The 22,830-nt window shown below is 62.8% G+C and carries 27 protein-coding genes; 17 read left to right on the forward strand and 10 right to left on the reverse strand.

Going from position 1 to position 22,830, the window contains the following annotated elements; all coding sequences use genetic code 11:
* Positions 1-9: 9 nt before the first annotated feature.
* A complete protein-coding gene (locus NKI69_RS20505; protein WP_013529251.1) occupies positions 10-282 on the reverse strand; it encodes a DUF4164 domain-containing protein in 273 nt (90 codons plus the stop codon).
* Positions 283-545: 263 nt separating this feature from the next.
* Between NKI69_RS20505 and tkt the strand changes: the two genes are divergently transcribed.
* The 7 genes from tkt to NKI69_RS20540 all read left to right on the forward strand — a co-directional run bounded on the left by tkt (position 546) and on the right by NKI69_RS20540 (position 10,048).
* Complete coding sequence (tkt, locus tag NKI69_RS20510) at positions 546-2,537, forward strand: transketolase (protein ID WP_023810968.1); 1,992 nt, start codon at positions 546-548, stop codon at positions 2,535-2,537.
* A 153-nt stretch (positions 2,538-2,690) separates the two neighbouring features.
* Entirely contained in the window at positions 2,691-3,701 is a 1,011-nt protein-coding gene (gene gap, locus NKI69_RS20515; RefSeq protein WP_023810967.1) for a type I glyceraldehyde-3-phosphate dehydrogenase, read from the forward strand.
* A 218-nt stretch (positions 3,702-3,919) separates the two neighbouring features.
* Positions 3,920-5,809, forward strand: a complete 1,890-nt coding sequence (locus NKI69_RS20520; protein WP_023810966.1) for a potassium/proton antiporter — start codon at positions 3,920-3,922, stop codon at positions 5,807-5,809.
* A 146-nt stretch (positions 5,810-5,955) separates the two neighbouring features.
* Positions 5,956-7,152 carry a phosphoglycerate kinase gene (locus NKI69_RS20525; RefSeq protein ID WP_023810965.1) on the forward strand — a complete coding sequence of 399 codons (1,197 nt, stop codon included), beginning with the start codon at positions 5,956-5,958 and terminating at the stop codon, positions 7,150-7,152.
* Positions 7,153-7,286: 134 nt separating this feature from the next.
* Complete coding sequence (locus NKI69_RS20530; RefSeq protein ID WP_023810964.1) at positions 7,287-8,312, forward strand: class I fructose-bisphosphate aldolase; 1,026 nt, start codon at positions 7,287-7,289, stop codon at positions 8,310-8,312.
* A 165-nt stretch (positions 8,313-8,477) separates the two neighbouring features.
* On the forward strand, positions 8,478-9,218 hold the full coding sequence (locus NKI69_RS20535; RefSeq protein WP_352722444.1) for a DUF899 domain-containing protein: 741 nt from the start codon (positions 8,478-8,480) through the stop codon (positions 9,216-9,218).
* A 62-nt stretch (positions 9,219-9,280) separates the two neighbouring features.
* Positions 9,281-10,048, forward strand: a complete 768-nt coding sequence (locus NKI69_RS20540) for an SGNH/GDSL hydrolase family protein (protein ID WP_023810962.1) — start codon at positions 9,281-9,283, stop codon at positions 10,046-10,048.
* Here the strand turns inward: NKI69_RS20540 and NKI69_RS20545 are convergent.
* Together NKI69_RS20545 and NKI69_RS20550 are read right to left on the reverse strand one after the other, a co-directional pair.
* Positions 10,016-10,177, reverse strand: a complete 162-nt coding sequence (locus NKI69_RS20545) for a hypothetical protein (RefSeq protein ID WP_023810961.1) — start codon at positions 10,175-10,177, stop codon at positions 10,016-10,018. The genes NKI69_RS20540 and NKI69_RS20545 overlap by 33 nt on opposite strands.
* Positions 10,178-10,294: 117 nt before the next feature.
* Positions 10,295-11,242 carry a ring-cleaving dioxygenase gene (locus tag NKI69_RS20550; RefSeq protein ID WP_352442021.1) on the reverse strand — a complete coding sequence of 316 codons (948 nt, stop codon included), beginning with the start codon at positions 11,240-11,242 and terminating at the stop codon, positions 10,295-10,297.
* 312 nt (positions 11,243-11,554) lie between these two features.
* On the opposite strand from NKI69_RS20550, the gene NKI69_RS20555 reads away from it, so the two are divergent.
* From NKI69_RS20555 to NKI69_RS20570, 4 genes are all read left to right on the forward strand, one after another.
* Positions 11,555-11,722, forward strand: coding sequence for a hypothetical protein (locus NKI69_RS20555; RefSeq protein WP_023810960.1), 168 nt, complete (start codon positions 11,555-11,557; stop codon positions 11,720-11,722).
* Between the two features lie 88 nt (positions 11,723-11,810).
* Positions 11,811-12,401 (forward strand): DJ-1/PfpI family protein, encoded by a 591-nt coding sequence (locus tag NKI69_RS20560; protein WP_023810959.1) that lies wholly within the window; start codon positions 11,811-11,813, stop codon positions 12,399-12,401.
* A 72-nt stretch (positions 12,402-12,473) separates the two neighbouring features.
* On the forward strand, positions 12,474-12,881 hold the full coding sequence (locus tag NKI69_RS20565) for a hypothetical protein (protein ID WP_352722445.1): 408 nt from the start codon (positions 12,474-12,476) through the stop codon (positions 12,879-12,881).
* A gap of 125 nt (positions 12,882-13,006) precedes the next feature.
* On the forward strand, positions 13,007-13,726 hold the full coding sequence (locus NKI69_RS20570; RefSeq protein WP_013529238.1) for a helix-turn-helix transcriptional regulator: 720 nt from the start codon (positions 13,007-13,009) through the stop codon (positions 13,724-13,726).
* A 59-nt stretch (positions 13,727-13,785) separates the two neighbouring features.
* On the opposite strand, the gene NKI69_RS20575 is transcribed toward NKI69_RS20570, so the two are convergent.
* From NKI69_RS20575 to NKI69_RS20590, 4 genes are all read right to left on the reverse strand, one after another.
* On the reverse strand, positions 13,786-14,481 hold the full coding sequence (locus NKI69_RS20575; RefSeq protein WP_023810957.1) for a DUF1013 domain-containing protein: 696 nt from the start codon (positions 14,479-14,481) through the stop codon (positions 13,786-13,788).
* A 307-nt stretch (positions 14,482-14,788) separates the two neighbouring features.
* The gene (locus NKI69_RS20580) at positions 14,789-15,436 is read right to left on the reverse strand and encodes a hypothetical protein (RefSeq protein ID WP_023810956.1); all 648 of its coding nucleotides are present in this window, start codon (positions 15,434-15,436) and stop codon (positions 14,789-14,791) included.
* A 277-nt stretch (positions 15,437-15,713) separates the two neighbouring features.
* A complete protein-coding gene (locus tag NKI69_RS20585; RefSeq protein WP_013529236.1) occupies positions 15,714-15,854 on the reverse strand; it encodes a DUF1127 domain-containing protein in 141 nt (46 codons plus the stop codon).
* 193 nt (positions 15,855-16,047) lie between these two features.
* Complete coding sequence (locus NKI69_RS20590) at positions 16,048-17,058, reverse strand: NAD(P)H-quinone oxidoreductase (RefSeq protein ID WP_032909131.1); 1,011 nt, start codon at positions 17,056-17,058, stop codon at positions 16,048-16,050.
* A 123-nt stretch (positions 17,059-17,181) separates the two neighbouring features.
* Here NKI69_RS20590 and NKI69_RS20595 point away from each other — a divergent pair, with 123 nt between their 5' ends.
* Genes NKI69_RS20595 through NKI69_RS20605 form a run of 3 tightly spaced genes read left to right on the forward strand, consistent with a single transcriptional unit; the run spans position 17,182 to position 19,009 of the window.
* Positions 17,182-17,376, forward strand: coding sequence for a DUF1192 domain-containing protein (locus NKI69_RS20595; protein ID WP_023810953.1), 195 nt, complete (start codon positions 17,182-17,184; stop codon positions 17,374-17,376).
* Complete coding sequence (locus NKI69_RS20600; RefSeq protein ID WP_348629860.1) at positions 17,373-18,713, forward strand: MFS transporter; 1,341 nt, start codon at positions 17,373-17,375, stop codon at positions 18,711-18,713. The genes NKI69_RS20595 and NKI69_RS20600 overlap by 4 nt, the downstream gene beginning before the upstream one ends.
* A gap of 32 nt (positions 18,714-18,745) precedes the next feature.
* Entirely contained in the window at positions 18,746-19,009 is a 264-nt protein-coding gene (locus NKI69_RS20605; protein ID WP_013529232.1) for an ArsR/SmtB family transcription factor, read from the forward strand.
* Positions 19,010-19,093: 84 nt separating this feature from the next.
* On the opposite strand, the gene NKI69_RS20610 is transcribed toward NKI69_RS20605, so the two are convergent.
* Both NKI69_RS20610 and NKI69_RS20615 read right to left on the reverse strand, forming a co-directional pair.
* On the reverse strand, positions 19,094-19,750 hold the full coding sequence (locus tag NKI69_RS20610) for a glutathione S-transferase family protein (protein WP_023810951.1): 657 nt from the start codon (positions 19,748-19,750) through the stop codon (positions 19,094-19,096).
* Between the two features lie 103 nt (positions 19,751-19,853).
* On the reverse strand, positions 19,854-20,690 hold the full coding sequence (locus NKI69_RS20615) for an alpha/beta fold hydrolase (protein WP_352722446.1): 837 nt from the start codon (positions 20,688-20,690) through the stop codon (positions 19,854-19,856).
* A 99-nt stretch (positions 20,691-20,789) separates the two neighbouring features.
* On the opposite strand from NKI69_RS20615, the gene NKI69_RS20620 reads away from it, so the two are divergent.
* The 3 genes from NKI69_RS20620 (at position 20,790) to NKI69_RS20630 (ending at position 22,215) form a co-directional block, all read left to right on the forward strand.
* Positions 20,790-21,311: a winged helix-turn-helix transcriptional regulator gene (locus NKI69_RS20620; protein WP_128305885.1), complete on the forward strand. Its 522-nt coding sequence runs from the start codon at positions 20,790-20,792 to the stop codon at positions 21,309-21,311.
* A 77-nt stretch (positions 21,312-21,388) separates the two neighbouring features.
* Positions 21,389-21,622, forward strand: coding sequence for a hypothetical protein (locus tag NKI69_RS20625; protein ID WP_127296851.1), 234 nt, complete (start codon positions 21,389-21,391; stop codon positions 21,620-21,622).
* A 161-nt stretch (positions 21,623-21,783) separates the two neighbouring features.
* The gene (locus NKI69_RS20630; protein ID WP_023810947.1) at positions 21,784-22,215 is read left to right on the forward strand and encodes a GlcG/HbpS family heme-binding protein; all 432 of its coding nucleotides are present in this window, start codon (positions 21,784-21,786) and stop codon (positions 22,213-22,215) included.
* A 108-nt stretch (positions 22,216-22,323) separates the two neighbouring features.
* On the opposite strand, the gene NKI69_RS20635 is transcribed toward NKI69_RS20630, so the two are convergent.
* The gene (locus NKI69_RS20635) at positions 22,324-22,725 is read right to left on the reverse strand and encodes a hypothetical protein (RefSeq protein ID WP_127296853.1); all 402 of its coding nucleotides are present in this window, start codon (positions 22,723-22,725) and stop codon (positions 22,324-22,326) included.
* Positions 22,726-22,830 lie beyond the last annotated feature (105 nt).

A 22,830-nucleotide genomic window follows, 5' to 3' on the forward strand; every position in this document is an offset into this window, starting at 1 on the left:
GGCCAGCTCCTATCTGTCCAACACGGCGCGGATGGTTTCCATGGCAGTCACCAAACGTCGCGAGACTTCCTTGTTGGCATCTTCCAGCCGTTCGGCGCGCGCTTCGGAATTATCGAGTTCCTGCGCCAGCCGCGAGCGGTCGGCATTCATCCGCTGCACCTCGGCCTCGGCTTCGGAGTAGTCGCGTTCATGCTCAAGCTTGGCCGCGACGGCGTTTTCCAGCCCCTCGATGGCCTTGCCCAGCCTCGCGATGACTTCCTTGAGTGTGGCTTCCCCGGTCATGGCCTTCGTCCTGTGCCCTGCCCATCACCGAATCGTTCACGTTCAGAACGCGTTATCCCTGAAACATTAGGCACCGGGTGAAGGCAACGTCAATAAAGCTCTCGCGACTGTCCCCTGCTAACGCTAATGTAGACCCGCCGCCGGCATCACAAGACCGGCAAATGTGCACCCGATTTGTTGACTAAAAGCCCGCGCCTGCTATGTGTCGCGCACCCTTTTCAAGGGCTCTCCCAAGCCCCCAAACCCCCACTTCTGGAGGAACCATGACGTCGCGTGAACAACATGACCGGATGGCCAATGCGATCCGCTTTCTCTCCATGGACGCCGTCGAGAAGGCAAATTCCGGCCATCCAGGCCTGCCCATGGGCTGCGCCGATATCGCCACGGTGCTGTTCACGCGCTTCCTGAAATATGATCCCAAGGCCCCGCACTGGGCCGATCGCGACCGTTTCATCCTGTCGGCCGGCCATGGCTCAATGCTGCTCTATTCGCTGCTGCATCTGACCGGCTACGAAGACATGACCCTCGACCAGATCAAGCACTTCCGTCAGTTGGGCTCGAAGACCGCCGGCCATCCCGAATATGGCCATGCCACCGGCATAGAGACGACGACGGGCCCGCTCGGCCAGGGTCTCGCCAATTCGGTCGGCTTCGCGCTCGGCGAGCGCATCATGAACGCCGCCTTCGGCAACGATCTCGTCGATCATTACACCTATGTGCTGGCCGGCGACGGCTGCCTGATGGAAGGTGTTTCCCAGGAAGCCATCGCGCTTGCCGGCCATCTCAAGCTCAACAAGCTGATCGTCTTCTGGGACAACAACGACATCTCGATCGACGGCCCGGTCTCGCTGTCCGACAACACCGATCAGGTCGCCCGCTTCCAGGCCTCCGGCTGGAATGCCATCCACATCGACGGCACCGATCCGGAAGCCATCGCTTATGCCATCGAAGCTGCCCGCCATTCCGACAAGCCGACGATGATCGCCTGCAAGACGACCATCGGCTTCGGCGCACCAACCAAGGCCGGCACCAACAAGGCGCACGGCTCCCCTCTGGGCGCCGACGAAATCGCCGGCGCGCGCAAGTTCTTCAACTGGGATTCGCCGCCCTTCGAGATTCCAGCCGACATTCTCGACGCCTGGCGCACCGCCGGCAAGGCCGGCGTCAAGGCGCGTACAGACTGGGAAGGCCGCCTGGCCAAGGCCGACGCCAAGCTGAAGGCCGAGTTCGAGCGCCGCATCAGCGGCAAGCTGCCGTCCAATTTCGACGCCGTCATCGCCGACTACAAGAAGAAGCTGTCGGCCGACAAGCCGAAGGTCGCCACCCGCAAGTCTTCCGAGATGGCGCTGGAGGTCATCAACGGCGCCGTGCCCGAGAGCATCGGCGGCTCCGCCGACCTGACCGGCTCCAACAACACCAAGACCAGCCAGACCAAGAACATCACGTCGGACGACTATGGCCAGCGCTATGTCCACTACGGCATCCGCGAGCACGGCATGGCCGCCGCGATCAACGGCCTGACGCTGCATGGCGGCCTCATCGCCTATGGCGGCACCTTCATGTGCTTCTCCGACTATGCCCGTCCGTCGATGCGGCTCGCCTCGCTGATGGGCATCCGCTCGATCTTCGTCATGACCCATGATTCCATCGGTCTGGGCGAAGACGGCCCGACCCACCAGCCGGTCGAGCATCTGGCCGCATTGCGCGCCATTCCCAATCACAATGTCTTCCGCCCGGCCGACGCCGTGGAAACCGCTGAATGCTGGCAGATCGCCCTGGAGTCGGAAAAGACGCCGTCGACGTTGGCGCTTACCCGCCAGAACCTGCCGACGGTACGCAACGAATTCGTTGCCAACAACTTGAGCAGCCAGGGTGCCTATGAGCTGGCTGCCGCCAGCGGCGAGGCAACGGTGACGATCTTCGCCACCGGCTCCGAGGTCGAGATCGCACTCGGCGCCCGCGACCTGCTGGAAAAGCACGGCCATCCCACCCGCGTCGTCTCGGTGCCCTGCTTCGAACTGTTCGACCAGCAGAGCGACGACTACCGCAAGAAAACGATCGGCAACGCGCCAATCAAGATGGCGATCGAAGCCGGCATACGCCAGGGCTGGGATCATCTGATCGGCTCCGACGGCATCTTCGTCGGCATGACAGGCTTCGGCGCCTCGGGCACGATCGAGCAACTCTATCCGCATTTCGGCATTACCGCCGAAGCCGCGGCCAAGGCGGCGGAAGCCCGCCTGCTTACCAAATAGGTTCAAGGTTCGGCGAAATCGCGTAAGGCGGTCTCGCCGGGCCGGCCCAACTTAATCGATTTAAATCCACGCCACTGCGGCTGGATTCTTTCTGCTTCCACAGCTATGAAACTGCGGACCCTCATCCGCCCTCCAACTCCCAGGGAGAGAATTATGACCGTCAGAGTTGCCATCAACGGATTCGGCCGCATCGGCCGCAACATCCTGCGCGCCATCCATGAATCCGGCCGCAAGGACATCGACGTCGTCGCCGTCAACGACCTCGGCCCGGTCGAGACCAATGCGCACCTGTTGCGCTATGACAGCGTGCATGGCCGCTTCCCGCATGAAGTTTCAGTTTCCGGCGACCAGATCACCGTCGGCAAGGAAACGTTCAAGGTCACCGCGATCAAGGATCCGACCCAGCTGCCGTGGAAGGAACTCGGCATCGACATCGCGCTCGAATGCACCGGCATCTTCACCGCCCGTGACAAGGCAGCGGCACACCTGACCGCCGGCGCCAAGCGCGTCATCGTTTCGGCCCCGGCCGAAGGCGCCGACCTCACCGTGGTCTACGGCATCAACCACGACCAGTTGACCAAGGACCATATCGTCATCTCGAATGCCTCTTGCACCACCAACTGCCTGGCGCCGCTGGCAGCCGTGCTGCACGAGACGGTCGGCATCGAAAAGGGCATGATGACGACGATCCATTCCTACACCGGCGACCAGCCGACGCTGGACACCATGCACAAGGATCTCTACCGCGCCCGCGCCGCTGCCCTGTCGCAGATCCCGACCTCGACCGGTGCCGCCAAGGCGATCGGACTGGTGCTGCCCGACCTCAAGGGCAAGCTCGACGGCATCTCGATCCGCGTGCCGACCCCGAACGTCTCGGTCGTCGATTTCAAGTTCATCGCCAAGCGGTCGACCACGGTGCAGGAGATCAACGACGCGGTGATCGCCGCCTCCAACGGCAAGCTCAAGGGCATTCTCGGCGTCACCCATCACCCGAACGTGTCGATCGACTTCAACCACGATCCGCGCTCCTCGATCATGGCGCTCGACCAGACCAAGGTGATGGACGGCAACTTCGTGTCGGTGCTGTCCTGGTACGACAATGAATGGGGTTTCTCCAACCGCATGGGCGACACATCGGTCGCCTTCGGCAAGACCATCGCCTGATCACAAAACTCTCTTTTCGAGACTTGGAACGCCCGGCTTTGCCCGGGCGTTTTTCATGAGCGCAGCTTGCGCCTTTCCAAATTGTGTCCTGGACGCCAAAACATCCAAAAATCAGCGGCATAGGCCAAAAAGCCACCCTGCCGCCTTGCACTGGTCACGTCTTCGCCCCACTCTCTCGCAAAGCAGGAGACAGACGAATTTGAGGGGCTGATTTCAGGATGGAGCATGCGATCTATCTCGTCACGCTGGTCGGCACAGCGCTTGTCGTCGCCGCCGCGTTTTCGAGCCTGATCGCCTTCCGCTTCGGCGCCCCTCTTCTGCTCCTGTTTCTCTGCATTGGCCTCGCCACCGGCACTGATGGTCTCGGCATCCAGTTCGACAACGCCCGCATCGCTTATTTTGCCGGCTCACTGGCGCTGGCGGTCATCCTGTTCGATTCCGGTTTCGGCACGCCGCTCAACGCCTTGCGGCAGGCTGCAGGCCCGGCTTTGTCGCTGGCGACCTTCGGCGTGCTTGTCACCACCGGCCTGTTCGGCGTCGCCGCCCATTATCTGCTCGATCTCACCTGGCTGGAATCCTTCCTGCTCGGGGCTGCCGTCGCCTCCACAGATGCGGCGGCCGTGTTCTTCCTGTTGCGAGCCGGCGAGATCAATCTGCGCGAACGCGTGCGCTCGACGCTGGAGGTGGAATCCGGCACCAACGACCCGATCGCCATCTTCCTGACCATCACGCTGGTAGAGATCATCGCCGCCCACGCCAACCCCGAGACCAATGTTCTGGTCACCAGCCTGTTTCTCGGCTTCCTCCTCAACATGGGCCTCGGTGCAATCGTAGGCGTGCTGGGCGGTCTCGCCATCGTGCGCCTCGTCGACCGGCTCAATCTCGACCACGGCCTGCTGCCGATCTTCGTGCTGACCTTGTCGCTGATGGTGTTTGCAGCAGCCGGCGCCATTGGCGGCTCAGGCTTCCTGGCGGTGTATATCGCCGGCCTTATCGCCGGCAATTCCGACATCCGAGCCGTCACCATCCTCAAGCGTTTCCAGGACGGCATGTCGTGGCTGGCGCAGATCATCATGTTCCTCATCCTCGGCCTGTTCGCGACGCCGTCGCAGTTTCCGGCGATCATGGTGCCGGCGGTGCTGCTCGGCCTATTCCTGATGTTCGTGGCGCGGCCAGTCGCCGTCTGGCTCTGCCTGATCCCGTTCCGTCTGCCGCGCCCCGAAGTCGCCTTCATCTCGTGGGTCGGCCTGCGCGGCGCGGTGTCGATCCTGCTCGCCATCACCCCGCTGCTCGGCGGCCTGGAAAACGGCCGTGTCATCTTCAACACCGCCTTCATCATCGTGCTCGTGTCGCTGGTCATCCAGGGCTGGACGGTCGGACCGCTGGCGCGCCGCCTCGGTCTGATCGTGCCGGCACGGCTCGGACCGCTGGACAAGGTCGAGCTTGAATTGCCGGGCTCGGCCCATCACGAGCTTCTTGCCTATCGCGTTGCACACGGCAGCCCGGTGGCGCGCGGCGAGCGGATCCCACGCTGGGCGCGGCCCTCGCTGGTGCTGCGCGACGGCCGCTCGATGCGCTTCCAGGACATGGGCCGGCTCGCCGCCGGCGACCAGGTCTATATTTTCGTGCCGGACCGCTATCCGCGCCTGCTCGACAAGCTGTTCGCGAGCCGTGCCGTGGTCGATCCCGAGGATGCCGATTTCTTCGGTGCCTTCGCGGTCGACCCCGCGCGCTCCGCCGCTGAACTGGAAGCGGCCTATACGCCAGGCCTGACCGAAGCGGAGCAAAAGCTCACCGTTGGCGCGCTGGTCACGGCGCGGCTCGGCGGCCATGCCGAATATGCCGACCGCGTCCTGCTCGGCCCGATAGAACTGATCGTCCGCGACGTCGACGACAAGGGCAAGATCATAGGCCTCGGTCTGTCTTTCGAGCCGACCGCGCCGGTGGCGCGGGTGCCGGTCTTCCTCAGCGCCGGCGAAATCGGCGACCGTCTTTCCGCCTTCATCCGCAACTGGCGCAAGCCGACCGAGACGCAGGAGACCGAGGCGCGGGCGGACGAAAAGCCGGCCCCGGAGCCGGCGCCGGAAAAGGCAGCAACCGAAAGCTGACAAAACCGCTATTGAGCGCTGCCATTCATCCGCCCTGCCGGCGCAAGATCGTACCCAGTTCAAAATTTCGGTTCGAGCGCGCCCTAAGCCTTGCATCGTCACCGATGCGGGGTATGGTCCCCCGGTTTTTCGCGAAAGGAACCCGCATGGCCGCCTTCAAGACACTCGACGATATCGGCAACATCAGCGGCAAGCGCGTGCTGGTGCGCGTCGACCTCAACGTGCCTGTCACTGAGGGCAAAGTCACCGATGCCACCCGCATCGAACGCATCGCACCGACTATCGCCGAGCTATCGGCCAAGGGCGCCAAGGTCATCCTGCTCGCCCATTTCGGCCGGCCCAAGGATGGCCCCTCGCCCGAATTCTCGCTGGAGCCTATCGCCAGGGCGACAGCCGACGTGCTCGGCCGTCCCGTCGGTTTCGCCTCGGATTGCGTCGGCGACACGGCCGGAAGCGCCGTCGCCGCCATGAACAAGGGCGATGTGCTGCTGCTTGAAAACACCCGCTTCTACAAGGCCGAGGAAAAGAACGATCCGGCCTTCACCGAAAAGCTTGCCGCCAATGGCGACATCTTCGTCAACGACGCCTTTTCCGCCGCGCACCGCGCCCATTCGTCGACCGAGGGGCTGGCGCATCTGTTGCCGGCTTTTGCCGGCCGCACCATGCAAGCCGAGCTTGAGGCGCTGGAGAAGGGCTTGGGAAAACCGGTTCGTCCGGTCGTCGCCATTGTCGGCGGCGCCAAGGTCTCGACCAAGATCGATCTGTTGATGAACCTGGTGAAGAAGGTTGATGCCCTCGTCATCGGTGGCGGGATGGCCAACACCTTTCTTGCCGCGCGTGGCACCAATGTCGGCAAATCGCTGTGCGAGCATGATCTCGCCGCGACCGCCAAGCAGATCATGATCGAGGCGGCCGAGGCCGGCTGCGCCATCATCCTGCCGGTCGACGGCGTCGTCGCCAGGGAGTTCAAGGCGGGCGCGGCCTGCGGGACCGTCGCTATATCGGATGTGCCGGCCGACGGCATGATCCTCGATGTCGGCGCCAAAACCGTGACGGCCATCGGCGAATGGATCGACCGCGCCGCGACACTGGTCTGGAACGGCCCGCTCGGCGCCTTCGAGATCGCGCCCTTCGATCATGCGACGGTGGCAGCTGCCAAGCACGCGGCGTCGCGCACCAAGGCCGGCAAGCTGGTCTCGGTCGCCGGCGGTGGCGATACGGTGGCGGCGCTCAACCATGCCGGCGTCGCCGACGACTTCACCTATGTCTCGACCGCCGGCGGCGCTTTCCTGGAATGGATGGAAGGCAAGCCGCTGCCCGGCGTCGACGTCTTGAAGCGCTGAGGCTCCGAGGCGATCAACACTCGGAGAGCGAACAAGGCCGCCCGAGGCTTTCAATCGATTCGAGCTTTCCGATGCCATTCCTTTGGCGGTAGACTTCCGTTAAGCGCGGAACAACCGTTTCAGGAGAAGCCACAATGAGCGAACGTCTCGAAGACATTGCCGCTGCGATCGTCGCCGATGGCAAGGGCCTGCTGGCCGCCGACGAAAGTTCGGGCACCATCAAGAAGCGCTTCGACGTCATTGGCGTCGAATCGACAGCCGACAGCCGCCGCGATTACCGCGAGATGATGTTCCGCACCAGGGAGGCAATGACCCGCTACATCTCCGGCGTCATCCTCTATGACGAGACGATCCGCCAGAAGGCCGCCGACGGCACGCCGCTGGTCGACATCATCAAGGCGGCCGGCGCCATCCCCGGCATCAAGGTCGATGCAGGCGCCAAGCCGCTGGCCAGGTTTCCCGGCGACACCATCACCGAAGGCCTCGATGGCCTGCGCGAGCGCCTTGCCGACTACTACAAGCTCGGCGCCCGCTTCGCCAAATGGCGCGCGGTGATCGACATCGATGTCGCCAAAGGCGTGCCTTCGGGGACCTCGATCGGCTCCAACGCCCATGCGCTCGCCCGCTATGCCGCTCTTTGCCAGGAAGCCGGCATCGTGCCGATCGTCGAACCGGAGGTGCTGATGGATGGCGCCCACGACATCGACACATGCTACGAGATCAGCAAGGTGATTTTGCTCAAGCTCTATAGCGAACTCTACGCGGCGCGCGTCGTGCTGGAAGGTACTATCCTGAAACCGAACATGGTGCTGGCCGGCAGGAAATCAGGCAAGGTGAGTGGCCCTGAAGAAGTCGCGGAAAAGACTATAAAGCTGTTCCGCGAAACCGTACCGGCAGCCGTGCCGGGCATCGCCTTCCTGTCCGGCGGCCAGGAGGACGAGGAAGCGACCGCCAACCTCAACGCCATCAACGCCATCGGGCCGCACCCGTGGAAGCTGACCTTCTCCTATGGTCGCGCGCTGCAGGCCGCGCCACAGAAAGCCTGGAGCGGCAAGGCCTCGAACGTCGCCGCCGGTCAGGCTGCCTTCACCCATCGCGCCCACATGAACCATCTGGCAGCGCTCGGAAAATGGAAGGCGAGCCTGGAACAGGCCGCCTGACCACAGTCCTTTCTTCCTCCTTCGAACCCGGGCCGATGCGCCCGGGTTTTTTGTTTGTGACTTGCCGGGCTTGGGGCGGAGCCTCTCCGTCCTTATTTCCTCTCGGGCGATGTCGGGTTGTGCTCATCCCGAACGTCCTTGGAATGACACTTCAGGGAGAGGTTCATGCATCGCAACAAGGTCGTTTCGCGCGAAGACCGGTTCCAGGCGCACAAGGCGCATCTGGCGCGCGAGAAGGAACTGACGCGGCTCCGCGAGCGGATCGCGGCTGAGCGGCGTGAATTGCCCTGGCTGAAGATCCGGAAGGACGATGTCTTCGAGACCGGGCAAGGGCCGAAGAGACTGGCCGACCTGCTTGCCGGCAACAGCCAGCTGATCGTCTATCACTTCATGTTCGGGCCGGGCTGCGTCAATCATTGCGAGGGCTGCTCATTCCTTGCCGACCATATCGACGGCGCCAATCAGCATCTGCGGCATCACGACGTGTCGCTGGTCGTGGTTTCGCGCGCCCCACTGGCGGAACTTCTGCCTTACAAGCAGCGCATGGGCTGGAAGTTCGACTGGGTGTCGTCCTATGCCTCGGATTTCAACTTCGACATGCAGGTCTCCTTCACCGACAAGCAGATCGCCGCCGGCGACACCACCTACAATTTCGAGACCCGTCCACGGACATCGAAGGAGCTTCCCGGCACCAGCGTTTTCTACCGGGACGAGACCGGCGACATCTTCCTCACCTTCATGTCGCGCGCCCGCGGCGGCGAGGCGCAGATCGGCGCCTACGACTATCTCGACATGACGCCGAAGGGCCGCAACGAGAACGGCCCCTATCATGGACTGATGGATTGGGTGCGGCTGCACGATGAATATCAGGGCAAGCAAGCGGGGCAGGCGAGTTGCTGCGATTGAAGAGCGTTCCCGTCGACCAAAACATGCGCTAAGGCTGCCGCTGATCGTTTAACGGTACTGCTATGCGCTTCCCGGCCTTACTCACCTGGCTCGCCTTCCCGGTCTATATTTGGCAAGGCCTCGGCGTGCGACGCCGCACCACGCGCATGCTGCCGGCGCAAGGGCCGGTCATGCACGAAATACCAGGCAAGGCGCCTGATATCTCGCTTCTGGTGCTGGGCGATTCCTCCGCCGCGTCGGTCGGCATCGGCAATTCGGAAGACGGGCTTGCCGCGCAACTCGCCGTGCTGATTTCACAGAGTACAGGCCGCGCCGTGCGCTGGCGCGCTGCCGGCTTCAATTCGGCAACGTCTGGCCAGATCCGTGACCATGTCCTGCCCAATCTGTCGGCCGATCCATGGACGCATATCGTGCTGGCCATCGGCACCAACGACACCAAGAATTTTCACTCCGTGCCGCGCTTCAAGAAGGAGTTCGGCGGCCTGCTCTACGCGATGCGTGCCAAGTGGCCGGAAGCACGCGTGGTGTGGTCGCCGGTGCTGGAGTTCACGCGGGCGCCGGCCATGCCGCCGCTGCTCGGAAAAATTCTTGAGATTCGCGCCACCGACATGAACCGGATGGGCGAACGCCTTTGCCTGGAGCGCGGCGCGGTGCCGGCGCCGCGCCTGCCGATCACCAATCCGGAAGCCGGCTTTGCCTCGGACGGCTTTCACGCCTCGGAAGCAGGCTACCGGGCTTGGGCCGAGCATCTGGTTGGCCCGGTGCTTGGCAATTGGGCACCGACGACAAGTGCCGTCCTACGTCAAATGCCCGAGCACGGCCGCCAGTGAAATCGCGGCCATGGCGAGCAGTGCCAGCTTCCAGAAATCGCCGCGTCGCTTGAGGCCTGGCCAGCCGAGCGGCTTGATCAGTTGAATGACCATGAAACCGACGATGACAAGGGCGAGGAATTTCGTCATGCCGCCTTTGACCAGCAACGCGCCCGGCTGTCAAAGCACGTCGTTCATTGCCTGAGAAAGAACGACGCCGCGATCCTAGGTCGGAACGCGGCGCCCGTCTGCGACTGGGAAAACGATCTACTTCAGCGGCTTGAGGCCAGCCTCGATCGAAGCCCGCTTCGGTTCGAGGAATGGCGGCAAGGCGAGGCTTTCCCCCAGTGTTTCCAGCGGCTCGTCGGCGGTGAACCCCGGCCCGTCGGTTGCGATCTCGAACAGGATGCCATTCGGCTCGCGGAAGTAGAGCGAACGGAAATAATAGCGCTCGACCTCGCCGCTCGACGGCAGCCGGAACTCGGCCAGCCGCGCCGTCCATTGATGCAGCGTCTCCTGGTCCGGCGCCCTGAAGGCGACATGGTGAACCGCACCCGCGCCTTGCCGCGCCGGCGCCAGTCCCGGCTGCACCAGGACATGCAACTCCGCCGCCGGCCCGCCCTCTCCCATTTCGAAGACGTGAACCTGCCCCTCCGGCGAGACATAGTCGCGCGCCTTGCGCATGTTCATCACTTTGGTCACCACCGCTTCGGTGTTGGTGATGTCGGGAACGCTGATGACGATCGGCCCGAGCCCGCGTATCTGGTGCTCGACCGGTACCGGGCTTTGCGCCCAGGGATGGCTGCCGCCCTTGCCGCCATCGCGGACCAGGCGCAGACGCTGGCCCTCGGGATCTTCGAAGTCCAACGACGCATAACCGCCGATGTCGGCGACCTCTCCTGTTGCCAGGCCTTCATCGGTCAAGTGTTGCTTCCACCAGGCAAGGCTCTCCCGGCTGCCGACCCTGAGGCTGGTCCGCACGATGCTGTGCGTGCCGCGCCGCTCGCGGCCGACCGGCCAGTCGAAGAAGGTAAGGTCGGTGCCCGGCGTCGCTTCGCCGTCGGCATAGAAGAGGTGGTAGGCCGAGGTGTCGTCCTGGTTTACGGTCTTCTTGACCAGCCGCAGACCCAGCACCTTGGTGTAGAAATGAAGATTGCCAGGCGCATTGGCGGTGATGGCGGTCAGATGGTGGATACCTGTCAGTTGCAAGCTCATCGTCGTCTCCCTGCTGTTGGGGAAGAATTTTCTCCCTTCATATCAGACCTGCGGTCACCTCGCTGAAGGCCTCGTATTCCGACAGTCCGTCGCCGGACGCTGAACAGCGGCGCCGAAAACAACGTCGTCGCCATGAACAATCGGACGTCGCAAACCTGCCTTGAGGCACCGCTCGATGCGGCGAGAAGCGATGCCTTGCCTGCGGCGCGCGCACCGGCCGCAACTATTGTCTCGCGCCCTGACATCCTCCTGACAGACTGCTGTCAGGAGGGGTATGCGATAGTGCTCTACACAGAGAGAGGAGACTTAGCCATGAACGGTTACACCATTCTGCGCGGCATGCAGCACTATGTCGGCAAGATCCGGACGATGCGCAACGAGATCCGCACCCAGCGGTTCATGAACTCGCTGCCGGCGGACATTCGCAAGGATATCGGCTGGCCCGACATGTACGCCGACCGTGGCTCTCGCGGCAATTGAAGCCAATTTTTCGACCCGGCGATTGGATGTGGGCGCGTCAACGCCCAGATAACAAGCAGGGTAACAGGTCGACACGCGGAGCGCGCTTATGCCCGAACAAAAGACAATCGGTTTCCTTTTCATCGAAGGCTTCGCTGACTGGGAGTATGGGCTGCTGGCGGCCTCGGCGGTCGAATGGTTCGGCGCCCGTGCCGTGTCGCTGACGCCTGATGGCAAGCAGGTGACGGGCATTAGCGGCTTTCGGCTGATCCCCGATCGCGCAACAGGCGCCGGCGAGAATGCCGATCTCTATGCCATTGCCGTCATTGGTTCCGACCGGTGGACGGGCAAGGCACCGCCTGATGTAGGCGACCTGCTTGCCGCCATTGCATCGCGCGGCGGCGTGGTCGGTGGCATCTGCGCCGGCACGCTGGCGCTGGCCCGAGCCGGCCTTTTCGAGAAGGCCAGGCATACCAGCAATGGCCGCGAGTGGATCAAGGGTCATGAAGCCGGTTATGCCGGTGCCGAGAACTACGAGGATGTGCCGCATGCCGTAGCCGACGGCAACATCGTTTCCGCACCGGGCTCGGCACCAGGCACCTTCGCACTCGCCTTTCTGAAGGCGCTCTACCCCGAAAGAGGCAGCGATCTCGCACAGATGCGGACGCTGTTCGCCAAGGAGTACGCTGAAGCCTCCTGACAGTATGCTGTCAGGAGGGGCGTGCAATGGTGCCAGCTTCGGACACTGCGCATTGGCGTTAAAGGACGATCGATGAAGAGTTGGAACGACAGACTGAGCACACCAGGCATCAACGGCGTGAGGCCGACGCCGCGCACGATGGCCGATGTCGTCGAAGGCCAGCCTATGCTGGTGCCGACGGCGCGCCAGGTCGATGATTTCATCCGCTCGATTCCCGAAGGCGTCGAGATGGATATGTGTGCGCTGCGTACAGCACTTGCCATAGAGCATGGCGCCGAAGTGACATGCCCGGTCACCATAGGCTATCATCTGCGCACTGTTGCCGAAGCCGCCAACGAGGACCTCCAGCGCGGTATGACGCTGAGTGGCGTGGCACCATTCTGGCGCGTGCTCGATGCGAAAACACCGACGACGAAGAAACTGTCCTTCGGCGCGGAGTTCGTCGCCGCGCAGCGCAAGCGCGAAGGGCTGAAGCCATGATACATGCCGCCCAAAAGTGTTCTGCGGTTTTGGGATAGCGGCATGCGCGAAAACACGATGCATGCCACCCAGAGGTGGACCGGTTTCGGGCGACATGCATAGAGACAACGCCGAGGGACCATACGATGCGCCGCGCCGACAGGCTCTTCCAGATCGTGCAGCATCTGCGCGGTGGCCGACTGGTCACTGCCCAGAAGCTCGGCACGTGGCTCGAAGTTTCCGAGCGAACCATCTATCGCGACATTGCCGATTTGCAGTCGACCGGAGTGCCGATCGACGGCGAGGCCGGCGTTGGCTATATGATGAGGGAGGGTTTCGACCTTCCGCCGCTGATGTTCACGCGTGACGAGATCGTCGCGCTGGTCGCCGGCGCCCGCATGGTGCGCGCCTTTGGCGGTGCCGCCATGGCGAGGGCCGCCGACGAGGCGCTGGTCAAGATCGGCGCCGTATTGCCCGATGCCGAGAAAGACCGCATCGCCCGCACTGAGATCCACACACCGATGTGGGTGGTCAGCGACGCTGCTCGCGAGGCGATTGACCTGATCGAGCGCGCGGTCGAAAAACGGCAGGTGCTGACCATCGACTATTCCGACGAGGCCGGCCGCGGCACCGCCCGCGATATCCGCCCGCTCGGCCTGTGGTTTTGGGGCAAGGTGTGGACGCTGGTCGCCTGGTGCGAGATGCGCGACGATTTTCGCGCCTTCCGCATCGATCGCATCGCCTCCGTGGTCATCGCTGGCCGCATCTTCAAGCCCGAGCGCGGCAAGCAGCTTGCCGACTTCTACCGCGCGGTGGAGCGCAGCGAAGATTATGGCATGGCGCCGGATCGCGCGGCGCGCAGCTGAGTTGTTGACCCAATAAAAAGCCCGCTCGAAGCGGGCTTTTATTAGAATGTCAGACAACCTCACTCGTCGTCGTCATTGTCCGTGTTCTTCGACTTCAAGGCCGAAAGCTTGGCGAACACGGCGTTGGCGTCGAGTTCGGCATCCTCGTCCTTGGGCTTCTCGGGAGCCGGCACCAGCCGCTCGGTCAAGGCCGCCGGCAGCAGCGTGTCGCCGACCGGCTGCGCCTGTTCGCGGCCGCGCGAGGCGCGATTGACTTCCATGTCGAGGTCGATCTGCGAGGCGAGGCCCAACGTGACAGGATCCATCGGCTGCAGATTGGCCGAATTCCAGTGCTTGCGCTCACGGATCTGTTCGATCGTCGACTTGGTGGTGCCGACGAGGCGCGAGATCTGCGCGTCCTTGAGCTCGGGATGGTTGCGCACCAGCCACAGAATCGCGTTCGGCCGGTCCTGGCGCTTCGACAGCGGCGTGTAGCGCGGCCCCTTGCGCTTGGATTCGGGCACCCGGACCTTGGGGTCCGAAAGCTTCAGGCGCTGGTTCGGGTCCTTCTCGGCACGGGCGATCTCGTCGCGGGTCAGCTGTCCGGTCATGATCGGGTCCATGCCCTTGATGCCTTGCGCCGATTCACCGTCGGCGATTGCCTTGACCTCGAGCGGGTGCAGCCCGCAGAACTGCGCGATCTGCTCGAAGGAAAGTGCGGTATTGTCGACCAGCCAGACAGCGGTCGCCTTGGGCATCAGCAGCGTATTGGCCATTTTACAAATCCTTCTCGTTCGCCCGCGTTCCCGCGCGGGCGGTGGTTTAGAGCCACCAAAATGGGAAATTCGCGGTCTGTATAACCGCTCTCGGGTCGTTTCGCAACGTTTTTGGAGCCAAGACCGCACCGCGTGCGCTGCGCGCTCCCAAGACCGTCAGATCGCCCGGAGCGCGGCCGTCCCTTGTTCGACGGATGGCGCAAAAAATCGCGCGTCGGCTTTCCGGCCTGTCGGTATCGGCCCGACAGCTCCACCTTACCCGAGGTCGAATGCCTCGAAACGGTAGCGGCCCAGTTGTCATCCAGGTTCAGTAGAACGGCGAATATGGCTCCAGCCCCGCTCGCGTGAAGATGGAAATGGGGTGATCAATTCGCGCGACAACGCCGGCCCCCAAGTTGATGCCCGTTCCGTCGCAAACACTAAAGATTTTCGACCGCGTTCCGATCAGCACATGGACCGGTTTTCCTGCCTGGACGGGGTATGTACTGTTGTGAATGAAAAGGACCCCGCTCGCTTGTAGCGTGTCGTGCGCATTGCCGTTGCTGCTCGAAATTTCGACGTAGTCGCGACCTGCGAATGAATTGTTCGTCCAGATGCCGACAACCCCTTCCACCGAGAGCCAACCATTCGCCCAGCCGTCCGCATCGCGCGGATGGTATTGTCTGAACAGGCGATAGGTTACGCGGTCCGATAGCCAGAAAACCGTTACGTAGCCGTCCATGTCCGGCACATAGGTGAACCAGATGCCGGTCTCGCTCGTGGCGCGCAGGCCATCAGAATCGTATGGGTCCAGATTGTTGGCACTGACGAAATCCATTGAGAGCGGTACCGGATCGGTCACGGCATGATCGTAGAGTTGGGTGAGCGTCCACCGTCCATTGTAGTTGAACCACTTGTCGAAGTAGGTTTCTCGATCGACCCCGCAGAGGCGCGGCTGGCGGCCTCCCTTGCGCAAGGGCGGCCGTTGAAGGTCAACCTCAGATTGCTGTCGAGCGCATGCGGTTGATGGCCCCAAAAAGACAAAACCCGCCGGACGGGGTCCAGCGGGCTCGGAACCGGCGACGGCAAAACCGTCAGCTCCGGCTCTTGCTTCTACGGCAAGGTCCGCTCCTTAGAGCAATTCCGGGAAAAGCGTGAAACGGTTTTCCGTCCGGAGTCGCATCGGCAGGAGCTAGAGCGGTTCAGCGTTTCCGTGAAACGGTGAGCCACCCTACAGCGAACCATGCTCGAATTCAGATGGCCCTGCGGGCGATCTTTTCGATGTCGGCGCGGTTGATGCCGAGATCGCTGAGTTGACGTGCGTTGAGACGGTTCAGTTCGCGGACGGTCTCGGTGTACATACGCCAGTTACGGAAAGCGCGGATCGGGTTCATGGTAGTCCTCCAAAATGATGTTCGTTTCGATGGTGCTCAAATAGGCGTCATCGATGAGGACTTGAATGGCTGATTTTGCATAGCAATGATGCAAATGCTGCATTGCAGCATTAAGCTTCTGTTCATCTTGTAGGCAGCCACGGGCGCGGACCTCGCTCGGCCGGCCTGCAGGCCGGCCGAGTATCGATACGGCCTAGCCGACGTCGAGCACGATCTTGCCGATATGTTCGCCGTCTTCCATCCGCTCATGCGCCCGCCATGCTTCGCTGAGCGGGAAGATCATGTCCATGACAGGAGCAACCTTGCGCGTGCCGAGCAACGGCCACACCTGCGCTTCCAGCGCCGCCGCGATCGCCGCCTTGAACTCGACGGTGCGTGGCCTCAGCGTCGACCCGGTGTGGGTAAGCCGCTTGACCATGATCTTCGAAAAATCCGCGCTTGCGACAGCACCGGCCTGCACGGCGATCTGGACGATCCGGCCCTCAACCGCAGCAGCCTCGTAGTTGCGCCCCACATAGTCGCCGCCGACCATGTCGAGGATGACATTGGCGCCCTTGCCCCCCGTCGCCTCCTTGACTGCGGCGACGAAATCCTCCTCGCGATAGTTGATCGCCCGGTCTGCGCCGAGCTTCAGGCAGGCGTCGCATTTCTCCTTGCTGCCCGCGGTGGTGATGACATAGGCGCCAAAGGCCGAGGCAAGCTGGATTGCTGTCGTGCCGATGCCGGACGAGCCGCCATGGACGAGCAGCGTCTCGCCTTTCTTGAGGGCGCCACGCTCGAACACATTGTGCCAGACGGTGAAGTAATTCTCCGGCACTGCCGCGGCTTCGGTATGGGTGAAGCCGGCGGGCAACGGCAGCACGCTGCCGGCATGGACCTTGACATATTCGGCATAGCCGCCGCCGGGCGTCAGTGCACAGACGCGGTCGCCAATGCGCCAGCGTGATATGTCGTCGCCAAGGGCCGCCACTTCACCCGACGCCTCGAGGCCCGGCAGGTCGGATGCGCCGGGTGGTGGCGGATAGGCGCCTTTGCGCTGCTGGACGTCGGGCCGGTTGACGCCGGCGGCATGCACCTTGATCAGGATCTCGCCGGGCCCGGGCTGCGGCACGTCGCGTGTTTCCGGCTTCAGCACCCGAGGGCCACCCGGCTCCGAGATCGCGATGGCCGTCATCCTTGCCGGAATTTTCTGTCCGCTCGCCATGAGATTTCCCGTCTTTCCTCGCCGTTATCCGATCGGCTGTTTGCATCGACGCCCCTGCCCTATGTATGCTGATTGCCAAATCAGGCAAATGGCCAATCTGGTCTTGGCGGAGGAGGAGCGACGATGGCGATCTTCGACGACGAACCCAAGAAGAAGGCGCGCCCGCACGAGATCGGGCAGGACCTGTCACTGCTTTCCGTCAGCGACTTGACCGAGCGGATCGGCATCCTGCGCGACGAAATCGCCCGCCTGGAAGCCGAACTCAAGGCCAAGGACACCACCAAATCCGCGGCCGAAGCACTGTTCCGCCGCGGATAGCCGCGCGGGCGCAAAGCCCGCCGCCGAAAAGCCCGAATGCGACTGTCTTCAGACCCAGCGTCCCCGCCAAACCTGAGCCGGATCAAACAATGTTCGCAACCTACAGACCGATCCTCTCGCTGCTTCGCGGCACCGCTTTCCTGCTGGCGGCATCTGGATTGCATGGGCTGCTCTTGCCCCTGCGCGGTCAACTGGAAGGTTTCTCGACCGCATCGCTCGGCCTGATGGGCACGGCGTGGGCCGGCGGCTTCGTCACTGGCTGCTTCTTCGCACCGCGCATCGTGCGCCGCGCAGGCCACGTGCGCGCATTTGGCGCCTTTGCCGCATCCGGCGCCATCGTGGCGCTGCTCACCGGGTTGATCATCGACGAATATGTCTGGATCCTGCTGCGCGCCTTCACAGGCTTCACCATGGCCGGTGCCTTCATGGTCATCGAAAGCTGGCTGAACGAGAAGGCCACCAACGAGAACCGCGGGACCGTCTTCGGCCTCTACATGATGGTCACTTATGCCTCGATCATGGGCGGGCAGATGATCGTCGCCGGCGGCGACGTGAAATCGGCGTCGCTGTTCATGATCACCGGCATCCTGTTTTGCCTGTCGCTCATTCCGACCGCGGTCTCGAGCGCCTCCCACCCCAAGCCGCTGCAGGATGTCTCGCTCGACGTCAAAGGCCTTTATGCCAATTCGCCGGTTTCGGCGGTCGCCTGCGTGTTGATCGGCATCGCCAACGGGGCCTGGGGCACGCTTGGCGCGGTCTACGGCGCCCGTATCGGCATCTCCACGGCCGAGATCGCCCTGATGATGAGCCTTGTGGTCGTTGCCGGTGCCGCCATGCAGCTTCCCGCCGGGCGCATGTCCGACAAGACCGACCGGCGTTTCGTGCTGGCGGGCGCTGCTTTCGGCGCGGCCTTGTTCGCGCTCCTGATCTTCCTGTTCGAGCCACGCTCCGGCGTCTTCGTCATCGTCTTCACCGCAGCCTATGGCGCCTTCGCCTACACGCTCTATTCGATCGCCGTGGCGCATGCCAACGACCACGCGCGCTCGGAGGATTTCGTCAAGGTGTCGGGCGGCCTGCTGCTGCTCTACGGCTTCGGCACGATGATCGGACCCTTGCTGGCCGCCGCCCTGATGGGCTGGATGCGCCCGGAAGGCCTGTTCCTGGCGACCGCCTTCGCGCATCTTTGCCTGGCGGGCTATACGCTGCTGCGCATCAGCCGCCGCGCTCCGGTGCCGATCGGCGATCGTGACGCCTTCAAGACGCAGCCGGCCGACCGTTCGGTGACACCGGAAGCATTGCGGCTTGATCCCAGAAGAAAAGCAGAAGCAGACGGTTGAGATTCGAAAGGCTTTGCCGCACTAATACAGGCATGATGTTTTCCGACGCCTTCATGGCGATTGCCGATCCCAACCGGCGCCATCTTCTGGAAGAACTTCGCCGCGGCCCGAAAACCGTCACCGAACTGGCCGCCGGCTTGCCGGTGTCGCGCCCAGCCGTTTCGCAGCATCTGAAAGTGCTGCTCGATGCCGGCCTGGTCCACGCCAAGCCGGAAGGAACAAGGCGCGTCTATACGGTGAGCGGCACCGGCTTCCTCAAACTCAACATCTGGCTCGATCAGTTCTGGGAAGCCTGAGCTTCTCAGTGTCATTGCCAGCGGCTCGGTCAGTTGACCGACCGTATCGGCGAGCGTCTGGGGCGAGATCGTGCAGCATCCCGATCAGCCATTATTGTAGGGGAAGAACTTGAAGTAGGGCTGCGCCTCCTCGATCACCCGGGCGAAAGCCGGCCGGTGCACCAGCCGGTCGTGATAGCGCTTCACGGCCGGGTATTTGTCGCCGAACGGCTCGACCTTGTTGGCATAGAACAGCGCCGGGGACGCCGCGCAATCGGCCATGGTGAAGGTGTCGCCCATCGCCCAGATCTTCGACTGCATGTCTTGTTCGATGATGGCGTAGGAATTGCGCAACTGGTCGCGGGCCTGCTCGACGCCGAACGGGTCGGTCTTGTCCTGTGGCCGCAACCGGTCGCCGACGATCTTCTGCATCGGCTCCTGCACATAAAAATCATAGAAGCGATCGGCCTGGCGGACGGCCAGCGCCAAGTCGATGTCGGCGGGAACGAGGTCGATCGGCCCCGGATAATGCGCGGCCAGATATTCGACAACGATGGTCGATTCCAGCACCGTGCGGTCGCGCGCATCGTCGCGCAGCGCCGGCATCTTGCCGGCCGGCGAAATCTTCAGGAAGGCCCCGCGCGATTCAGCATCGCCAAGATCGACGATGACTGGCGTGAACGGCGTCACGTTCTCATACAGCGCGATCAACGGCTTCCAGCAGAAAGAGGCCAACGGATGGAAATGAAGCGTCAGGGACATTTTTTGCTTATCTGTTTCGTGGTTCATCGATGGCCGGTGCCGTGCTGCTCATCAAGGGTCAGACACTGCGGCAAGCATGGCCCGTCAAGGCCCGCTTGCCGCTTCAAGCGACATGGGCCTGGGCGACGATGCCTGCGACAATCACCTCCCAGTCGTCCGGGTGCAGCTCGTGGCCGCCGCCTCCGAACCGGAGAATTTTCGCGCCGGTGACCGCCTCGGCCAGCGCCTCGCCATGTTCGACCGGAAAGATCGGATCAGCCGTGCCATGGATGACCAGCAGCGGCGCCGCGATCTCGTGCAGGCGGCCCTTCCAGGCGTCGCCGCCCTTGAGCATGAAATGGTTGGTCGCGCTCAGGAAGCCGCCGGAGCGGTCGTGATCCTGCTCGACAAAGGCACGCATCCGGGCCTCGTCGAATGGATGTGCGATGCTGGCGATCGCCCGCGCATCCCTGACGATGAAATCGATCACCTGGCCACGGTCCGACCAATCGACTTTGGCGCCCTCGGCCGAATGCTCGATATAGGCATCGCTCGTCTGCGGAAGGTGCGAAATGTCGGTTCCCACGGGCGAGCTGCTGATGACGGTCAGCGATGCGACACGAGACGGGTGTTTCAACGCCACAAGCTGCGCGATCATGCCGCCCATCGACATGCCGACGACATTCGCCTTGCCGATGCCGTGGTCATCGAGAACGCGCATTGCATCGTCGGCCATATCATCGAACGTGTAGGGCGGCTCTCCCGACTTGTATTTGGTCGAACGGCCGGTGTCGCGATTGTCATAGCGGATCACGAACAGGTCGGCACCGGCCAGTTTCCGGCAGAACGCCTCCGGCCACCACAGCATCGAGGCCATCGCTCCCATGATCAGCAACAGCGGCGGGTTCGCCGGATCGCCAAAGGTTTCGGATATGATTTCGGGGCGTTCGGTCGTCGTCACGGTGCGACCTCCTCTCCTGCAATACCGATTGCATTTTGCAATCGGTTGCACGATAATAAAACCGATACGATAATGCAACCGGTTTTGGAGAAAAATCTCATGAGCATGGATCGCCGGTCCGGGTGTCCGATCAACCTGTCGCTGGAAGTCTTCGGCGATCGCTGGAGCTTGATCATCCTTCGCGACATGATCTTCGGCGGCAGGCGTCATTTTCGCGAGCTGCTCAACGGATCGATGGAAGGCATCGCCTCCAACATCCTCGCCGACCGGCTGAAGCGGCTGATGGAGCTGGGCATGCTGACCAAAGCCGACGACCCCTCGCACAAGCAGAAGGCGATCTACAGCCTGACCGAAATGGCGATCACGCTGGTGCCGATCCTGGCCCATCTCGGCGCCTGGGGCCGCATCTGGCTGCCGGTCAGCGAAGAACTGTCGATCCGCGCCGAACTTCTGGAAAAGGGCGGACAGCCGATGTGGGACAAATTCATGGACGAGTTGCGCCATGAACATCTCGGCATGCCGCTCGATACTGCAGCGGGTCCTTCTGTCCGCGCGACCTTGCAGGCCGCCTATGAGGCCGTGGTTGCCAGCAAGGCCCCCGCCGCCAGCACAGCCGCGTAATTAACTTATTTTCCCGTTTTGGGGCCGACTCTGCTAGAAGAGGCGGAAAATCACAATTTACGGGATTGGATAAGGTCTTGGTTGAAAACTCTCGGGATGCTGCCCGCGCGCGCGCCGACCTGCGTTTCAAGAAGCAGGAAGAGGCGGCAACCGTCCGCCAGAAGGCGATGGCCGAATACGTCGCCGAGAGCGACGCCCGCCAGGCCAAGACCAACAAGCTGCGGGCGCTGCGTCTCGCCAAGGAAGCCGAAGACCTAGCCAATGCGCCGGCGGCACCCGCCAAGAAGCCGACCCGCGCCAAGAAAAAATAGCAGCCACCCCTTGAGCCATAAGCGCTAATGCCTGTCCTGATGGTATCGGTGAAAGCTGCTTCCATCCCGCCCCTTCACGCGAAGCAATTTCAACCGAAACGGGGATGTTATCTCGCCCGTCGACGGTCGATGATCGACGCGTTTTCAAACAGGAGATTGCCATGACCGCACTGCCGCTCGAAAAAGCCAGGCAAATCATCGATGCCGCCTTTGCCAAGGGCGCCGATCTCAAGCTCAAGCCGCTCGGCGTTTCGGTGCTTGATGCCGGCGGGCATCTGGTCGCCTTCCAGCGCCAGGACGGCGCCTCGTTCCTGCGCCCGCAAATGTCGGCCGGCAAGGCCTACGGTGCGCTCGCCATCGGCATGGGCTCACGCAAAGTCGAGGCCTTCGCCAAGGAGCGCCCGCACCTGGTGGCCGGCATCTCGGACGTCTCGGGCGGACGCGTGCTGCCGGTGGTCGGCGGCGTGCTGATCCGCGACAAGGCCGGAGCCATCATCGGCGCCGTCGGCATCTCAGGCGACACGTCGGACAATGACGAAGCCGCGGCCATCGCCGGCATCGAGGCCGCCGGCTTCACCGCCGATCCGGGCTGAATCCTCTCCACTTTGGTCATCGCTGGGCGAAGCAGGAGCGAAGCTCCGTCGCGGAGGCCCTGGGATGACGAAGCGATGCGCGTTTCCGCCAATCGCTTCGCTGAGGAACTAATTCAGATTGATGTCCCGGCTGGCCGATCGCATCGACACCGCGAATCCGGCCAGCACATCGAACAGCGCGATGACCATCAGCGTGAAGAAGACGGAATGGGCCGCGCCCTTCACCAACAGGAACTCGACCAGGAAGGCCACGAACACCAGCGTCGACAGAAGATGGTCCATGATCGAGGCGTTGGTCGTGCGCACCGACTTCGCCATTTCGAGGAACAGGAAGATCAGCCCGATCAGTATCATCAGGTCGCCCAGCGTCATCGAGAACACGCCGCCCGACATCATGCTGAAGGAGAAGACCTCGCTCGCCCACGGATCGTCACCGCTGCCGAATATTCCCAGCAGTCCGAGATTGTAAAGCACGAAAGGCACGATCAGCAGCGGAATGGCACCGAACATCTGGCGTCTCCATGTGGGGGCGATCCTTTGTAGAATGCGCCATAGCCACGTCGTCAAGATGTTTCGCCATCAGCGCTGAACACGGTCGAAGACCGCACGCAACAA

The sequence above is a fragment of the Mesorhizobium sp. M0491 genome, assembly GCF_040321265.1.
In the GTDB taxonomy this organism is placed as follows: domain Bacteria; phylum Pseudomonadota; class Alphaproteobacteria; order Rhizobiales; family Rhizobiaceae; genus Mesorhizobium.

Excerpts from the sequence above, each read along its gene's own strand:
- NKI69_RS20610 (WP_023810951.1), bottom strand. The coding sequence starts at position 19,750 with ATGTCCCTGACGCTTCATTTCCATCCGTTGGCCTCTTTCTGCTGGAAG.
- NKI69_RS20520 (WP_023810966.1), top strand. The coding sequence starts at position 3,920 with ATGGAGCATGCGATCTATCTCGTCACGCTGGTCGGCACAGCGCTTGTC.
- NKI69_RS20570 (WP_013529238.1), top strand. The coding sequence starts at position 13,007 with ATGCGCCGCGCCGACAGGCTCTTCCAGATCGTGCAGCATCTGCGCGGT.
- NKI69_RS20545 (WP_023810961.1), bottom strand. The coding sequence starts at position 10,177 with ATGACGAAATTCCTCGCCCTTGTCATCGTCGGTTTCATGGTCATTCAA.
- NKI69_RS20595 (WP_023810953.1), top strand. The coding sequence starts at position 17,182 with ATGGCGATCTTCGACGACGAACCCAAGAAGAAGGCGCGCCCGCACGAG.
- NKI69_RS20635 (WP_127296853.1), bottom strand. The coding sequence starts at position 22,725 with ATGTTCGGTGCCATTCCGCTGCTGATCGTGCCTTTCGTGCTTTACAAT.
- NKI69_RS20590 (WP_032909131.1), bottom strand. The coding sequence starts at position 17,058 with ATGGCGAGCGGACAGAAAATTCCGGCAAGGATGACGGCCATCGCGATC.
- NKI69_RS20560 (WP_023810959.1), top strand. The coding sequence starts at position 11,811 with ATGCCCGAACAAAAGACAATCGGTTTCCTTTTCATCGAAGGCTTCGCT.
- NKI69_RS20565 (WP_352722445.1), top strand. The coding sequence starts at position 12,474 with ATGAAGAGTTGGAACGACAGACTGAGCACACCAGGCATCAACGGCGTG.
- NKI69_RS20630 (WP_023810947.1), top strand. The coding sequence starts at position 21,784 with ATGACCGCACTGCCGCTCGAAAAAGCCAGGCAAATCATCGATGCCGCC.
- NKI69_RS20540 (WP_023810962.1), top strand. The coding sequence starts at position 9,281 with ATGCGCTTCCCGGCCTTACTCACCTGGCTCGCCTTCCCGGTCTATATT.
- NKI69_RS20535 (WP_352722444.1), top strand. The coding sequence starts at position 8,478 with ATGCATCGCAACAAGGTCGTTTCGCGCGAAGACCGGTTCCAGGCGCAC.
- NKI69_RS20525 (WP_023810965.1), top strand. The coding sequence starts at position 5,956 with ATGGCCGCCTTCAAGACACTCGACGATATCGGCAACATCAGCGGCAAG.
- tkt (WP_023810968.1), top strand. The coding sequence starts at position 546 with ATGACGTCGCGTGAACAACATGACCGGATGGCCAATGCGATCCGCTTT.
- NKI69_RS20550 (WP_352442021.1), bottom strand. The coding sequence starts at position 11,242 with ATGAGCTTGCAACTGACAGGTATCCACCATCTGACCGCCATCACCGCC.
- NKI69_RS20620 (WP_128305885.1), top strand. The coding sequence starts at position 20,790 with ATGAGCATGGATCGCCGGTCCGGGTGTCCGATCAACCTGTCGCTGGAA.
- gap (WP_023810967.1), top strand. The coding sequence starts at position 2,691 with ATGACCGTCAGAGTTGCCATCAACGGATTCGGCCGCATCGGCCGCAAC.
- NKI69_RS20575 (WP_023810957.1), bottom strand. The coding sequence starts at position 14,481 with ATGGCCAATACGCTGCTGATGCCCAAGGCGACCGCTGTCTGGCTGGTC.
- NKI69_RS20505 (WP_013529251.1), bottom strand. The coding sequence starts at position 282 with ATGACCGGGGAAGCCACACTCAAGGAAGTCATCGCGAGGCTGGGCAAG.
- NKI69_RS20530 (WP_023810964.1), top strand. The coding sequence starts at position 7,287 with ATGAGCGAACGTCTCGAAGACATTGCCGCTGCGATCGTCGCCGATGGC.
- NKI69_RS20555 (WP_023810960.1), top strand. The coding sequence starts at position 11,555 with ATGAACGGTTACACCATTCTGCGCGGCATGCAGCACTATGTCGGCAAG.
- NKI69_RS20585 (WP_013529236.1), bottom strand. The coding sequence starts at position 15,854 with ATGAACCCGATCCGCGCTTTCCGTAACTGGCGTATGTACACCGAGACC.
- NKI69_RS20605 (WP_013529232.1), top strand. The coding sequence starts at position 18,746 with ATGATGTTTTCCGACGCCTTCATGGCGATTGCCGATCCCAACCGGCGC.